Source organism: Nostoc sp. CHAB 5715 (assembly GCF_020829685.1).
Taxonomy (GTDB): Bacteria; Cyanobacteriota; Cyanobacteriia; order Cyanobacteriales; family Nostocaceae; genus Nostoc.
On sequence record NZ_JAIVFR010000040.1, the window covers coordinates 1 to 15175 of the forward strand.

Annotated in this window: 15 protein-coding genes, 1 tRNA gene and 1 pseudogene; 6 read left to right on the forward strand and 11 right to left on the reverse strand. The window is 42.4% G+C overall.

Translation table 11 applies throughout. From position 1 onward, the window contains the following. From LC574_RS03975 to LC574_RS03985, 3 genes are all read right to left on the reverse strand, one after another. Positions 1-4101 (reverse strand): WD40 repeat domain-containing protein (locus LC574_RS03975; RefSeq protein ID WP_229451595.1); only part of this gene is annotated, 4101 nt, incomplete at its 3' end. Positions 4102-4176: 75 nt separating this feature from the next. Beyond that, positions 4177-5013: a WD40 repeat domain-containing protein gene (locus LC574_RS03980; RefSeq protein WP_229451596.1), complete on the reverse strand. Its 837-nt coding sequence runs from the start codon at positions 5011-5013 to the stop codon at positions 4177-4179. 129 nt (positions 5014-5142) lie between these two features. After that, positions 5143-5754 (reverse strand): DnaJ domain-containing protein, encoded by a 612-nt coding sequence (locus LC574_RS03985; RefSeq protein WP_229451597.1) that lies wholly within the window; start codon positions 5752-5754, stop codon positions 5143-5145. Positions 5755-5789: 35 nt separating this feature from the next. Here LC574_RS03985 and LC574_RS03990 point away from each other — a divergent pair, with 35 nt between their 5' ends. Both LC574_RS03990 and LC574_RS03995 read left to right on the forward strand, forming a co-directional pair. Next, positions 5790-6884, forward strand: a complete 1095-nt coding sequence (locus LC574_RS03990) for a tocopherol cyclase family protein (RefSeq protein ID WP_229451598.1) — start codon at positions 5790-5792, stop codon at positions 6882-6884. 33 nt (positions 6885-6917) lie between these two features. Then, positions 6918-6991: transfer RNA gene (locus LC574_RS03995), tRNA-Arg, on the forward strand. Between the two features lie 321 nt (positions 6992-7312). Here the strand turns inward: LC574_RS03995 and LC574_RS04000 are convergent. The 6 genes and pseudogenes from LC574_RS04000 to LC574_RS04025 all read right to left on the reverse strand — a co-directional run. Further along, positions 7313-7651: pseudogene (locus LC574_RS04000) on the reverse strand (DUF5615 family PIN-like protein); the annotation flags it as partial. Between the two features lie 11 nt (positions 7652-7662). Further along, positions 7663-7893, reverse strand: coding sequence for a DUF433 domain-containing protein (locus LC574_RS04005; RefSeq protein ID WP_229451599.1), 231 nt, complete (start codon positions 7891-7893; stop codon positions 7663-7665). A 9-nt stretch (positions 7894-7902) separates the two neighbouring features. Beyond that, complete coding sequence (locus LC574_RS04010; RefSeq protein ID WP_229451600.1) at positions 7903-8115, reverse strand: hypothetical protein; 213 nt, start codon at positions 8113-8115, stop codon at positions 7903-7905. A gap of 120 nt (positions 8116-8235) precedes the next feature. Next, positions 8236-9870: a mechanosensitive ion channel family protein gene (locus tag LC574_RS04015; RefSeq protein WP_229451601.1), complete on the reverse strand. Its 1635-nt coding sequence runs from the start codon at positions 9868-9870 to the stop codon at positions 8236-8238. A 541-nt stretch (positions 9871-10411) separates the two neighbouring features. Further along, on the reverse strand, positions 10412-10855 hold the full coding sequence (locus tag LC574_RS04020; protein ID WP_152588463.1) for a VOC family protein: 444 nt from the start codon (positions 10853-10855) through the stop codon (positions 10412-10414). Positions 10856-10933: 78 nt separating this feature from the next. Then, positions 10934-11446: a TIGR02652 family protein gene (locus tag LC574_RS04025; RefSeq protein WP_229451602.1), complete on the reverse strand. Its 513-nt coding sequence runs from the start codon at positions 11444-11446 to the stop codon at positions 10934-10936. Between the two features lie 239 nt (positions 11447-11685). Here LC574_RS04025 and LC574_RS04030 point away from each other — a divergent pair, with 239 nt between their 5' ends. The 3 genes from LC574_RS04030 to LC574_RS04040 are packed head-to-tail and all read left to right on the forward strand — an operon-like array spanning position 11686 to position 12618. Beyond that, positions 11686-12213, forward strand: coding sequence for a gamma carbonic anhydrase family protein (locus LC574_RS04030; RefSeq protein ID WP_229451603.1), 528 nt, complete (start codon positions 11686-11688; stop codon positions 12211-12213). 17 nt (positions 12214-12230) lie between these two features. Further along, complete coding sequence (locus LC574_RS04035; protein ID WP_229451604.1) at positions 12231-12455, forward strand: hypothetical protein; 225 nt, start codon at positions 12231-12233, stop codon at positions 12453-12455. A 37-nt stretch (positions 12456-12492) separates the two neighbouring features. Further along, positions 12493-12618 (forward strand): photosystem II protein Y, encoded by a 126-nt coding sequence (locus LC574_RS04040; protein ID WP_099101230.1) that lies wholly within the window; start codon positions 12493-12495, stop codon positions 12616-12618. Between the two features lie 169 nt (positions 12619-12787). On the opposite strand, the gene LC574_RS04045 is transcribed toward LC574_RS04040, so the two are convergent. Then, a complete protein-coding gene (locus tag LC574_RS04045) occupies positions 12788-12928 on the reverse strand; it encodes a hypothetical protein (RefSeq protein ID WP_229451605.1) in 141 nt (46 codons plus the stop codon). Positions 12929-13026: 98 nt separating this feature from the next. Between LC574_RS04045 and LC574_RS04050 the strand changes: the two genes are divergently transcribed. After that, a complete protein-coding gene (locus LC574_RS04050) occupies positions 13027-14373 on the forward strand; it encodes a folylpolyglutamate synthase/dihydrofolate synthase family protein (protein ID WP_229451608.1) in 1347 nt (448 codons plus the stop codon). Between the two features lie 410 nt (positions 14374-14783). Here LC574_RS04050 and LC574_RS04055 read toward each other — a convergent pair whose 3' ends face one another. Next, complete coding sequence (locus LC574_RS04055) at positions 14784-14924, reverse strand: hypothetical protein (protein ID WP_229451606.1); 141 nt, start codon at positions 14922-14924, stop codon at positions 14784-14786. Positions 14925-15175 lie beyond the last annotated feature (251 nt).

Below are 15175 nucleotides of genomic sequence, written 5' to 3' on the forward strand. Positions count from 1 at the left end.
AGCAACGCTCAAAACTCGCTTCTGATGCCCTTGAAGAATAGACGGTGTTGGGGCATCTAAACTCCATAGTTTCACGCTTTTGTCATAACTCCCTGAAGCTAAAAATTTGTTATTTGGACTGAAAGCGATGCTGACAACAGCATCGCTGTGTCCTTTGAACGTTTTGAGTAAAGTACCAGTGATACTCCAGAGGTTTATGGTATTGTCCTCACCTGCGGAAGCTAACTTTTTACTATCGGAACTAAAGCTCAAACTCCACACTCTCCTAGTATGCTGCCGTAAAGTTTTGTAAAGACGAAAGTCAAAACCGTCTTTAGTGCTGTTAATTTCCCTGAGCCAAAGTTTCACTGTTTTATCTCGACCTGTTGACGCCAAAAATTTACCATCTGGGCTGAAAACAGCCATCATCACATTCTGCTGATGTCCCTGCAAAGTTGTAACGAGGCTACCGTCCCGTCGCCAGATTTTTACAGTTTTGTCGTCGCTGGCCGAGGCAATGAATTGACCATCGGGACTGAAGTTTACCCAGTTAACCCACCCTTGATGTCCTCTCAGTATTTTTACTAAACTACCGTCTTTGCGCCAGATTTTTACGGTTGTATCCTGACTGCCAGTAGCTAACAACTCGCCATCAGGACTGAAACTAACGCTGTCAACAGAATCACCGTATGCTTTGAGGGTTTTATATGGCTTGGGGTCAAATTCACCTGTAACCGGGTTTTTGTGCCAGATTTGCACTGTTTTGTCGAGGCTGGCGGAGGCGATAAATTGACCATCAGGACTAAAAGTTACACAAGTGACAGCATCAGTGTGACCTTTGAGGGTTTGGAGTAAGGTACCGTCAGGACGCCAAATTTTCACTGTTTGATCTCGGCTACCTGATGCTAGCAACTGACCATCTGGGCTGAAAGCTACTCCCCAGGCAATATCAGCGTGCCCTTCCAAGCGGTTAGCCTCTGTTACCCCATAAACTGCCTGTTGGAGGGCTGTCACCACCCGCATTCGGGTATCTGGCTGCACGACCTCTGCCTGTTTAAGTTCTCTCCAAGCCCGCAAACTTTCTAATAGGGCATCAAATTCTTTATTAGAGGCAAATAAAGCTTCACTAGCAGCAGCGATCGCACTAATGTTCAAGTTGGTTTCACTGTGTTCAGCTCGTAGAGTTTGGCGGATTGCTGCTCTTTTTTGCAAGTCGGCTTGCCACCATAATGCTGCTATTGTTCCCCCCATGATTGCCAGCACTGCGCCTGCTATCCGTGCTTCCCGCAGTCGCCGTTGCAATACCAAATTTAGTTGCTTTTGACTAAGTTGTTGGGCGACTTCAGCTTGAGTTTTTTCAAGTTTGATTTTTTCTAATTCCGCGAGCATACCATAATTGTTCTTTTGGCGAATTGGTTCAACTAAATAATCGTGAACTAGCTGGTAGCGATCGCCTAACTCTTCTCTAACTCGCAACACCAAACCTGAACCCACCAATATTTCTAAAATCAGTTCCCCAACTGTGTCAAAGCTTGATATTGTATCTATATCATGATTATTAACTAATGCAGCCGCTAAGTCAGCTTTAGTTTTTAACGGTCGCGTCCCCTTTTCATCTGTTAACTCAAATAATAGTTTCCAAGCTAACTCTTCATTCTCCTGACCACAATCTTTAATAACCTCCCCAAGCCAGCGTTCCACCAATTTTGTCGAGCCGCCGCAAAGCTTATATTGTGCGAGTGTGGTAATGTTTTCTATTTGTAGTTGAGCGCCAACTATTTGTAATTCAATTGGATGTACTTCGTCTAGTTCTCCTGTTAAATCCTGGACTAATCGGTTAATTAATTCATCACTCAATTCAGAATGTGAACGCTGAGTAAGACTATGAATTATGGCTTTAGCATCCTGGCTAGAGAATTTTCCTAGATAGTAGCGAATATCCTTATCGAGAATATTTTTATTAATTACGCCTAAATCATATAGACCAATACTATTTTTTTGGCTCAACCTTTCAAATTCTAGTAAATGATGTAAATAATCTTCTCTTAATGACAGAATAATTTTAACATAAGAAATATTTAAACATTCACTAAAAAATTGGTAAAATTCGATTCTTTCTGTGGGAATATGACTAATAAAGAAAAATTCTTCAAACTGGTCTAAGATGATAATTATTGTGTAATTGCCCTCGGCTGCTAACCGGATTTTTTCTAGCAGTATAGTAGGTGTAGAGTCAAGATTAACCGATATTCCTGTGGATGCCAGCACTTGATTTAGACTGCTAATCAAGACTGAGAGCCAATCAGTGTAAACAGACAAAACAATAGGTATAGGAATGCGTTCACCAATAACTTTACTTTTCAGTGCTGGGACTAAACCAGCTTTGAGAGTTGAACTTTTACCTACACCGGATGGGCCATAAATTACTGTGAGCTTGTAGTCTGCACGAGTAATTCTTTCAATCAAACGATTGACATCTTGCTGCCGTCCAGAAGCAGATATTTCTTGAGCAACTCCCTCAGGAATAAACGGTATTTTTTGAGGTTCTAATGCTGGGTTAATTTTAGAGTGTTGCGGCTGCAATTGACTTGCCCCAATGAAGGCACGAAAGCCATACTGATGTTCTATTTGAATTTTTTCTTGCTTGAGCTTAAAGGCTTCTGTATAGTCATGACGCTCAAAAAAGTAAAGCGATCGCAGTTCCTCTAAAATCTCTAAATAAAGAGATGGCTGATGTTGTAGCTCACAAACTACCCTCGCCCATTCCAGATTATTGATAGCCTCCTCTGGCTCACCTAGATGCCTCTGTGTACGTGCTAGCAAGAGAAGATACCAACTTTCTTGTCGTCGTCTTCGCAAAGCGTCTCGCAGAGAAGCTTGTGTTACTTCTTCGGAGATAGAAAGTGCTGTATTCGCTAATTCATGAGCCAGTATCCAATTCGACTTAGAAACTGCCACATTTGCCAAAAAGCCATAATCTTGAGCAACTTGTGCAGGATTTCCATAAGTTTTATGTAGATGTAATGACTTTTGAGCTAATTCTTTTAAGTCATCCCAGGCTTGTAAACGTTGCAGCATTTCACAAGCAGGCAAAATAAATTTAGCAACTAAGTCTTCTCTTTCTACCTCCTCCAATATTTCTAGGCATTGTTTAAACCACAACAGAGCATGTTCGCAATAGCTACCATTACTATTTTGGTGTAAGTCTGCCATTCGGTGATAACACAGCCCCAGATGGAATAGTACTATTGCTTGCTTAAGTAAAAATGAGGGAAGGGTAGGGTGAGGAGATGAGAGGGGTAAAGAAGAATTACTCTCCCACTGTGCTACTCTCTTCGTTTCTTGCTGCCACAATGCTAGGCTTCTTTGATAATTGGCTAAAGCACCATTAATTTGATCGTTGGCATATTTATCTCGCCCTAAAACAAATTCTAAACTAGCTTCTAATCCTGGTGTTAATTGAACGCTGTAAAGGCGCAGCAAATCATTACGGGCTGATTCTATTTCGTGGCGGTGTTGAGACTTAGGATCTAAATCTAGGGAGGCGTTAGATAAAAATGTTTCAGCACCTGCTTCTAAAACTTTGGCAAATAGAGATTCTGCCTCTTGGTGGATCAAAGCAATTAAATCTGCTTTTGCCATTTCAAATTTAATCGTGGTTGCAGCCCAGCTTTTAAAATCAGGCGCTAATCTTGAAAGCAATGATGCAACATCATCTTGTAGCCACAATACCACTGGAAATGGAAAAGTCGCGGCATAAATATCTCGTGCTTGGTTGATGCCTGTAAGTAAGTTTTCTAGGTTGATAGTTGACTCAATACCAAAAAGCATTACAGCTGATGGTAAAGAGTCTGTAACAACGGCAGGATTATCTAAAGATAGTTCTGAGACTATTGTGTTGTGTAAGGAAGTAGTTGATGGATTGAGAACGATTTCTCTGATATTGATATCTTTGGTGATGGAGCGAAGATTTTCTAACATTTGCTCACGTAATTGCCCATAGTTACACCGAACTAAAATAAGGGCAAATTGACCTTCGGAAAGTGCGATCGCTCTAATCAGTCTTTGCAAAGTATGCTGATTTTCTTTTGTGTAGACTTGTAGCTGCTTGTCAGTAGTCATTGGTTATTGGTTATTGGGAATGGGGAATGGGGCATTAGTCATTAGTCCAATGGCAAAGGACTAATGACTAATGACTCACCCAGCACTATTACTTTTTTGTTGCCAAGCTAAAACTTTTTCTGTTTCTGCTAAGGCTGGACTGATGCCAAACCAGCGCCCCAGAGGATCACGATATTCAAACAGATACATGCTTCTTAGTAAGCTTTGGTAGTCAGACTCACCTTTAACTTTCTGCTGCTGCACTACTTCAAACAATAATTCCCACTGGGATTCATCAATAGCTAATAGCAGATCGTCGCGGTAGTCTTTAATCACGGCTTCTAAGCAGTCCCTAGAAAAAGGCGGATCTTGTCGTTGCAGGCAGCTATAAAGTAAACCTAATAAATTACGAATGTGACCACCACTAACGCGACATATACGATCCAAGGTTTGGGAGTGATCGAATAATTCTGTAATTAATAAAAGCCTTTCATTCAAAGGAACTTCTGGAAAAGCTCTAGCTAGAACTAACTGGCGCACTAGTGACATCCCTGGTTCATAATCAGTGCCATCTTGAGAGCCACTAGCGAGAATCTGACCATCTGGGCTAAAGCTAACAGTCCAAGCCATTCCTGGTAGGGTACGCAAGAGTTTGCCAGTGTTGGGATTCCACACCTTTACGCTTTTTGCATCAGCACTGGCAAGAGTCGTCCCAACAGGACTGTTTACCTGAGATATTTTTGGAGAATAAGCAACCGAATAACCTGAATCAGACTGCGTTGAGAGGGTGCGAAGTAGTTGACTATTTTCTGACGACTGGGTAATTAAATCCTGAGTGTTTGAAGTCAAGGTAGTGCAACCAGAAACAGCAATAGTTACTACTGCCAAAGTAGATGCTGTCAGGGAATTCCAACAAATCTGGTTCAGAGCCATTGTTGAGGAGTATCTATTGCTTGATATCTGACTTGACTTATTAAACTACATTTTGTTCCGTTACTATTTTCACCTTGTCTGCCGAACTCAAGATATGATGTCGTCTGAAGCGTCTTAAACTATCGTTTCTTATCTCCAACGTCGATTTAACCGTAGTAAACTTTTTATCCCCTCACAAAATCTTTTTATAAAAGGTCTAGGTTTGGATACAGGTCTAGCTGCACGTACATTACGAGCAGCGCCCGGATTCCTTAACTCTTGTTCTATTTGTGCAGCTTTATTTAAATCGGAAGCGGCTCTATATTCGTATCCCAGTTGAGAGCAAACTAGCCCACGATATTTATACGCGTCAACATATTGAGGATTGAGACGAATTGCATGGGTAAAATCTGCGATCGCATCCTCATACCTTCCTTGTGTAGCATTTTCTACTCCCAAACTATAAAAAGTTTCAGCATCCCAACGATTGACAGATATTTTTGTGGGATTTTTAGGCGAAGATGAAGATGGATTTTCAGGAATGGGAGGCTCAGATGGACTTTCTGATTTGAGCTTGTTGTAAGCTGAGTTGATTGATTTGATTTTTTCCTCAGCTTCCTGTTTTTGCTTTTGCTCAAGAAAGCGATCGGGATGCCAAATTTTCACCAGTTGACGGTAAGCTCGCTTTACTTGTGCTTGTGATGCACCCGGTTCCAGCCCAAGAATTTCATAAGCATGATTGATATCGAGGTCATCGCGCATACTGAAAAAATCGGCAACTATAACTATATAGATATATGTTAACTATTCCCCTAAATCTCCTCCAATCAACACAAACGCCCCATTCTGGTTATCACTGGGATGGTAGTAGTCGCCGCTTCTTTGAAGGCTGGTATTACCGCGTCACTTTACCGGAAATTGGGCAAACATTCGCCTTTATGTACTCCATCGAAGACCCCATCGGCGGTAAACCTCACAGTGGCGGTGCAGCCCAAATCCTTGGCCCGGATGATGAGTATTTATGGCGTACTTTTCCTGATGTGAATAAATTTTGGGGGAGTCGAGATGTCCTGGGTTTAGGTCATTGGGGTAAAACGGATTTGCAAATTTCTCCTCTATACCTGCTCCCAGCAGAGTTTGAGCATCATGTTCAAGAGGGTTATCAAGCCACAGCTACTTTGAATCAGGGAATAATTTGCGAACGCGCCACTAATAATTATTGCCGTTGGCAGTATGAAATTCAACCTATATACGGTTGGGGTAATAAAAATAGCATTCAGCAATCAACCGCAGGCTGGCTGTCATTCCTGCAAATTTTTGAACCTGGATGGCAAATTTTGATGGCTCACGGTTTAGCCAGTGGAAAAATTGACTGGAATGGTAAAATTTACGAATTCACCAACGCCCCAGCCTACGGCGAGAAAAATTGGGGTGGTGCTTTTCCTCAAAAATGGTTTTGGATAAATTGTAATTGCTTTGAGGGCGAACCCGACTTAGCATTAACTGCTGGCGGTGGACGGCGGGGTGTGCTGTGGTGGATGGAATCTGTAGCGATGATTGGGTTGCACTATCAAGGCAAGTTTTATGAATTTGTTCCCTGGAATTCACAAGTAGATTGGGAAATTCAGCCTTGGGGTAGATGGCAAATGAAAGCTACCAACTCTAATTATGAAATTGAATTGACAGGAACCACAGATTTAGCTGGTACACCTCTGCGTGCGCCCACAGAGGATGGTTTAAGATACTGTTGCCGAGACACCATGCAAGGAAAGTTAAATTTAGAGTTACGAGAACTAAATGGGAGAAAATCTAAAATAATCTTGAAAGCAGAAAGTTTTCTTTGTGGTTTAGAAGTAGGCGGCAGTTGGGATAATTTTTGGCAGTCTTGGTAAAAGTACTGCTATAATTATATATGCTTCATAATTGGGGTTGTAGCTCAGTTGGATAGAGCGGACGCCTCCTAAGCGTCAGGTCGTGCGTTCAAGTCGCACCAGTCCCGTAAGCAAAGAAATCCCTAGGACCTTAATTAATAGCAGGTCAACCCCTTCGGGGAAGTCAAAAGTCAAAAGTCAAAAGTCAATAATTTTGAACCCCATAAATAAATTTAGGGGCTTGTAACAAGGAGCGGAGGCGGAGACACTCCGCCTCCGCGCTGTATTTCTTGCGCTGTTCAATCGAAATACATTTTTTATTTTTCCATAAATAAATTTAGGCGATGCACTGAGCGTAGCCGAAGTGGGCTTGCACCTTTTTCTTTCTGGTCATAGGGATTTTCTTTTTACCGTAGTAGCTGAAAAAGACCTCTTTTAATTTTTCTGCATCAAGTCATTTTACGAATGCGAATAGTTTTAGATGAAATAACAGTAAAAGCTCCTAATAATTCATCTGCATGTTTATTAATGGCATTGGCAACAATTTCTGCTCTACCATTTTGAGATAAACCGAATAACCGAATTAAGACAACACCTGCTGCAATTCGACGCAAACGGAAAACTAACTCACCAAAATCCTTATCTGATGTCAATAGAATTGCACCTTGATTATTAGCCAAGTTCAAAACTTCATCGTCAGGAATTCCTGGTTCCATTTCCACAACATATAAAGTTTCGTGACCATCAAGCCGTAGACGTTCAACGATTTGCCAATCTAAATTTTCGTCCCCTAAAAACTTTAAGAAGCTTTCTCAACCGTTGGATAAACCACATCATACCTTAAAGCTTCAGCCGCAAATGCCAAAGCTGCTTTAATTCCTTCATCGGTAAGTCGCGGATGCGCTTCGAGTATTTGTTCAGATGTTTCACCCGCAGCAAGTTTTTCGAGAATTAACTCAACTGTAATACGAGTTCCTGAAATGACAGGTTTGCCCATCATTATTTTTGGATCGGATACGATTTTTTGCATAAATTAAAATTATTTTGATAGATGATTAATATATATAACCCAATACGCCCTTTGCACGCGGGATATTTCATGGAAGTCGGCGGGAAACTCCATCCCCTTGTGGGTGGAGAGGGATAGCCGCCCGCCGACTTGGGGCATTGGGCATTGGGCATTGGAAACTTCTTCCCCATGACGGCAGTTGCTCCACTTGGGGAGACCCCAAGACCGCACTGCCTCCCCCATGCCCCATTCCCCATGCCCAAAAACTCCATCCGCAAGTGGCGTGGAGTTTTTTATATAAAGGTGTACCTCATGTAGTTGCAAAACGCTGTAGCTTTCTAAGAACAAGCCAACCATCCGAATTTACGTTTGATTTTGACTTGGCTTAATTGGATTTATGCGTTGTTCATTCTTTGACAATCGTTCAAACATTTGTATTAAGGCTAACTGCATTTCTGGTGTAAATTCCAACGTGCCAGAACGCAGATGTAAATCTAACTGAGCAAAGGGAATTTCAATTTCTCGTTGCTGTAATATTTCGTATATATTGTAGTATAAATCACTTTTAAGCAAGAATTGTTTATTAGGTTCCGCAGTCCATATTAATAACTCAAAATTTAAGGTGTTGTCGCCAAACTCTTTAAACAGTACTAAAGGAGAAGGAGTCTGCAATACATTGGGATGCTTAGAGGCTGCTTCTAACAGAGCAGCTTGTACGACTTTGGGATCTGAGCTATAAGCAACGCCAACGGGGAGATGAAGGCGAGAAATTGGGTTGCTGTGGCTCCAGTTGATTACTTCTTTTTCTAAAAAGCGAGAGTTGGGTACAATAATTGAAACGTGGTCAAGAGTACGAATCTCGGTACTTCTGGCACCTATTCGCTCGACAGTACCTGTATATTCCCCAACTTCTACAAAATCTCCAACCTGAATCGGACGCTCAAATACTAGTACTAAGCCACTGCCAAAATTCTTAGCAATATCTTGTAAACCAAAGCCAATTCCAACGCTTAAAGCACTTGCTAAGATTGTCAAAGAGCTAATGTCAAGCCCCCAGATTTGTAGCAGTACCAGTGTGCCAATAAAAATCAGACCATATTTGAAAAGTATTACAATCGCTTCTTGAGCGCCACGATTGATTCCAGTAAAATATAGAATGCGAGAACGTAAAAAATTGGTTACAGTTCCAGCAAAGATAACTAAGCCGAACAACAAACCAATCAAAATTATTAATTCAGTAAGAGAGTAAGGATTTTTGCCTAATGTTAGAAGAGGTGAAGTGAAACTGGTAATTAGGATATTTGAAATTTGGTAGCTCCATTGACGAGTGAAAGGAAAGAGATTAGTGATATAAAGAATCGCACTTATCCAAAGTCCGATACGCATACTCGCCAAAGCTAATTTGAAAAATAATTCCAATACTTTAAGTGGTTCCGAATTAGGTATCGCATTGTTAGTAGTAGTTAAGCGTCGTGATACTACTCGGAAAAAGTGATGCTTAATCCATCCCAATAGCCAACTGAATCCGGCAGTTATGAGTAAAATTCCTGCTGCTACAAAAATTGTTTGTTGGAGATAGGTTTTAGTTCGCTCTAAGCGAGCTTGCTGTAACGCTTCTTCAATTTGCTGCCCCCAAATCCTTGCCTGCTCATCAACTGTGCTACCTGGAACAGTATCTTTTTCTGTAACTGTTAACAGATAGCGGCCATTTAGCAAAATAGTAGGTAGCTGGTTGCGTTGTTCAATTTTAACTTGAATAAATTCAGAAGTTTTAATCGCATATTTTAGTTGTGAGTTGATTAAATTTGTCCGTTCTTGAGCGCTATACTGGCCAGAATCGCTGATCTTAAAAAGCTCTTGCCCATCCAAAATAACCGGAGCTTTAGTTAATGCTTGAGCAAGGACAGGAGTTAACCAGATAAATAAAACAAAAGTTAGTACTGCAATAAGAATATTTAAATATTTTGATGGCAGTCGCAAACGGTGAGAATAATGCATTAGGATTCTAACAAGATAATTTTAGTCCAGCTAATTAATATTAACTAGATTTTGTCACAACCAATTTTTTACCATAAAATAAAACCAATTTAGTAATCCGATTTGATTTCTGACTTCTTTGGGTAGGTAGGGAGTAGGGAGTAGGGAATCAGCCTTTTCGAGTTGAGGGCGAGTTTTTTCACGCAATCAAATAGGAGTCCTATAGAAAGAATTTAATTTAGATAGGACTTACGCACTGTACAAATTCATCGTGATGTGCATTAACGGTGCTCCCGGAAGTTTTCAGGCTTTTCTTAATTATCCTGCGATCGTCAATAGACCATGCTGTAGGGGCGCAGCAATGCTGTGTCCTTACGAAAGATGTGGTTTTTAAACTTCTCCATATATATAGTAATCCGCTTTGATTTTTGAAATTATTTGCGTAGGCGGGGAGTAGGGAATAGGGAGTAGGGAGTAGGGAATCAGGCTTTTCGAGGTGTACGGTGTTTATTCAAAAATCAAATAGGAATCCTATAGCAATAAAGGTAATAAAAAAGCTAAATTATGGGAGTTTTGCTAAAACCCGAATGAATTCCAGAGGCAAGCCATCGGTATCGGCAATGAAAGCTACTTCGTAAATGCGATCGCCTATTTGCTGTTGTGTCGGTTCTAAAAGTACTTTCAAGGGTTGTAATTCTTCGGGTTGACTCTCAGCCGCCAGTAATACACGTTCTTGTAAATTTGTCAACCAGCTAGGTAAATCTGGTGTAATTTCAGTTAAATCGAACGAGAGATGATAATATCCCACATAATGCTCGTCAGCAAAGGCATCTGGGGCTGGTTTTGGTTCGGGAATTTGGATTAGTTCAATTCTGCCGCCCAATCCTTCCATCCAGCAAGCTAGGGTGTAGCCTGTAGTAAAGCGTTCCGAAATTGTAAACCCTAAATGTTCGTAGAAAGCGATCGCTCGATGAATATTCGCAGTCCGAATAGAAGCGTGGTGCATATTAGTCCTTAGTCCTTAGTCCTTAGTCATTTGTCCTTTGTTATTCACTAATGACAAATGACTAATGACAAATGACCATTACTCAAACAACCTGAAATAAGGGTAGCGTACAGGGACACCAGGCTCTTTTTCCAAGTCAAAATTAATCACTTCCCAACAGGGATCATTTAAGGTATCGGGGCTAAACTCCACGGGTAAGCCGTATAAACGCGCAGCAGTAGCTTCTGGTTGTCCAGAACGCCAAGGTGTGCTGCGTTCCAAGTAGCCACTCATCAATTCCTGATAGCGCCGAGCAATTATTACTCGTGTTGCTCGATAGCCTTGGGTATAGAGCTTATCTAATGCTTCGTGAATTTCAAAGCGAATACCATCGGGATGAGTATGCTGTCTATACCATTCATTATTCCACCTCCGCCAATGACGCCCCGATTGCAAATGGATTAACTCTCCATTTTTAGGATTAGCTTCAAACGCGCCATGACGCGGACACAAATAGGTATCTGTTAATGTCAGCGCCGGAATAGTCTGGCGACAATGGGGACACTGTATTTCAGGCCCAAACATCGGGTACTGCAAGCCTGGATTCATCATGAAGTGCGTACAAACATAATTTTGTCTTCACCAGCACTAGTGTATTGGATTATACACTTTGGCTCCACCACTTTGGGTTACTTGCTCACTGCTGCACAGACACGGAGTTGTGGCAGGAACATTATTCACTAGTGTTTTCCTCAGTGTAGAGGCTTGACGCTGTGATATCCTAGTTGTGCAACCAGCCTCAAAGGTTGGAGTTTCTCCAGTGTTCCTGGGTACCATATTTATATTCTATCGTGTCTACCGCTTCTTACTGGACATCTCCTGATTTTTCTCAAGCTGCCTTTATCGCAGCCAATGCCGTTGTTATGGGTTCGGTAAATATAGCAGCAGGGGTGAGCATTTGGTATGGAGCAGTAGTTAGGGGAGATGTAGAACGGATTGAAATTGGTGAATGCACAAATATTCAGGATGGTGCAATTTTACATGGCGATCCTGGTTTTCCGACAATTTTAGAAGATCATGTCACTGTAGGGCATCGCGCTGTGGTACATTCCGCTTACATTGAACGTGGAAGTTTGATTGGCATAGGCGCAGTGATTTTAGACGGGGTAAGAGTGGGCGCTGGTAGCATTATCGGTGCTGGTGCAGTGGTAACTAAAAATGTACCGCCTTTGTCCCTAGTTGTCGGTATTCCTGGCAAAGTATTACGCCAAATAACAGAGAGTGAAGCCGCAGAATTGATTGAACACGCTCAACGTTACCAAAAGTTAGCTTTAGTTCATGCTGGTAAGGGTACTGATATTGGGTTTAAGAAGTCTTAGGGAGTGGGGAGTGGGGAGTGGGGAGTGGGGGAGCAGGGGGAGCAGGGGGAGCAGGGGGAGCAGAATTAATAACCAATGCCCCATGCCCCATGCCCCATGCCCCATGCCCCATGCCCCATGCCCCATGCCCCATGCCCCATGCCCCATGCCCAATCCCCAACACCCAATCATTTAAACATTCTTTACATATAGATTGGGAAAAGTTGCCCACTTCAGCTAAAAATAAAAATGAGAGCAGTTGACAAAACTTTAATTCTACTTAAAAGAGGGGTTCTAGATATGGATATCGATTTCCGTATAGCGATCGTTTTAGCACCAGTTGTCATTGCTGCTAGCTGGGCAGTGTTTAATATTGGCGCTGCGGCTTTAAGACAAATTCAAGGCTTTTTGGATAGAGAAGCTTAAATTCATTAATCGGGGGTTGGGCATCCCTTCGGCTTCGCTCAGGGCGAGTGGGCATGGAGCATTGGGGACTTGTACTGCCCTTCCCTGCGGGACGCTGCGCGAACGACTACGCTCAGAAACCGCAACTTGTGCCGCCCTTCCCTGCGGGACGCTGCGCGAACGACTACGCTCAGGAACCGCGACTTGTGCCGAGGTAAGTCGAGGTAGCGACTTGTACTAACTTGTGCCGAGCATCTCGACTTCGCTCGATGGAACCGGAGTCGAGGTAGCGTAGTCGAAGTAAGCCGAGGTAAGCCGAAGTATTGGGCATTGGTTATTTCTCCCTCATCTCCCTCATCCCCCTCATCTCCCTCATCCCCCCACTCCCCACTCCCCACTCCCCACTCCCCACTCCCCACTCCCCCTTCCTTGAACATCGATTCTGTAATACAACCCCTGCAACGCTTTGGCGTCCATCTGGGACTCGATCGCATCCTCAAACTATTAGCAAATCTTGGTAATCCCCATCACCAAGTCCCGGTAATTCATGTTGCTGGCACTAATGGTAAAGGTTCAGTCTGTGCCTATCTTTCCTCGGTACTGACTGAGGCTGGTTATCGTACAGGACGTTATACTTCCCCCCATTTAGTTGATTGGACGGAACGTGTTTGTCTGAATGAACAGCCAATTTCCTCTGAGGAATTGAGTCAATTATTCCAACAAGTCCAAGCTGCTATTCGCCCTGAAGACGAATCGCCAACTCAGTTTGAAGTAATTACGGCGGCTGCTTGGTTATATTTTGCCCAACAGCAAGTTGATGTGGCTGTGGTAGAAGTCGGACTAGGAGGGCGCTTAGATGCTACTAATGTCTGCTTGGAACCCCTGGTTACGATCATCACTTCCATCAGCCGGGAACACTGGCAGCAACTTGGCCCTACCGTTGGTGATATTGCTAGAGAAAAAGCTGGTATCCTGAAACCTGGATGTCCCGTTGTGGTTGGAGCATTGCCACCGGATGCACAGAATGTTGTGCGATCGCGTGCTTTAGAATTACAATGCCCGATTTTTACGCCTCAACCCGCCCGTCAAATCGCTACAGGATGGGCAGAATATCAAACAATTCAAAATTCAAAACTTGTACTGAGCGTAGCCGAAGTATTCAAAATTCAAAATTTAAAATTAATTAAATACCCTTTGCCATTAGCGGGACAAATTCAATTAGCAAATTCAGCTTTGGCAATAGCAGCTTTAGAAATTCTCCAACAACAGGGTTGGCAGATTTCTGAAAAAGCGATCGCTCAAGGTATGGCAAAAACTAAATGGCCCGGGCGGATGCAATGGACTACCTGGAAAAACCATAAATTATTACTTGATGGCGCTCATAATACCGCCGCCGCCGAAGTTCTTCGCCAGTATGTCGATAGCTTAGACGCAGTTAACCATGAGCCAGTCAATTGGGTTATGGGAATGTTTTCCGATAAGGATCATGCTGATATTTTTACCGCCCTACTGCGTCCAGGCGATCGCCTTTTTTTAGTATCAATCCCAACAGAATCTTGGCCAGGTAGAACTTCTGCTGATTTAGACTACTTAGCAAACCTAGCTTATAGCCTCTGTCCCAAATTAAGCGATCGCCAAATCCATCCAGATTTATTCACAGCACTAGAAGCCGCAACCTCAACCGCTACCACAGACGATTTAATAATTGTGTGTGGTTCACTTTATTTAGTAGGCGATTTTTTAGCAACAGCTATATCTATAAGTTCACTACAATGATTGTTGCAATTGCTTAAGCCTTTCTTATACATGGAATAACATTTGCTGCAAAGGTTAAAGTCTTTGCAGCAAATGATTATACCTTTCCTGCAAATACTTAAGCCTTTCTTATACATGTAAGAGTATTTGTTACAAAGGTTAAAGTAATTGCAGCAAATGATTATACCTTTCCTGCAAATACTTAAGCCTTTCTTATACATGGAATAACATTTGCTGCAAAGGTTAAAGTCTTTGCTGCAAATGTTCAAAATTGAGATATTAATACCATTTATTTTTGAAGATGCGTCTACAGGATTTAGGCGCATCTTCAAGCTGTAGCGGCAATTCATGTAGACGCAAACGCGAGTGCGTCTCGTAGAGAAGCGGCTTAAGGCAGGTGTTGGTGTATCATCATCACTCACACAAGTAATTTAAGTTTCATAGAAGAAAAATGCTTGCTCTTGGAATGAAGGTGCGGGTAGTTCTACTGGCTGCTGAGGATGAGTGCGTAGACGTAGCCCGCCACAGGCATCGCTGTTGAGGTACAATTTTTCCTGGCTTGAATTTGTCACTCCGTAAGGGTGATGCTTACGCACATCTACCTTTTACCCAACAAAGGCAGTTCTTGCAGGCATTGCTCACCACTTAAATTTATGGGGTTTAGATCAATACCGTTCAGTTAAGGCTACAATTCAACATTTACGTAGGTTGGGTTGAGGAACGAAACCCAACATTCTCAAGGTTTTGTTGGGTAACACTTACGCTCTACCCAACCTTGTATCTTAGAAGAAGTGGTAGACCGTCCCAACCTTGGTCATAATAG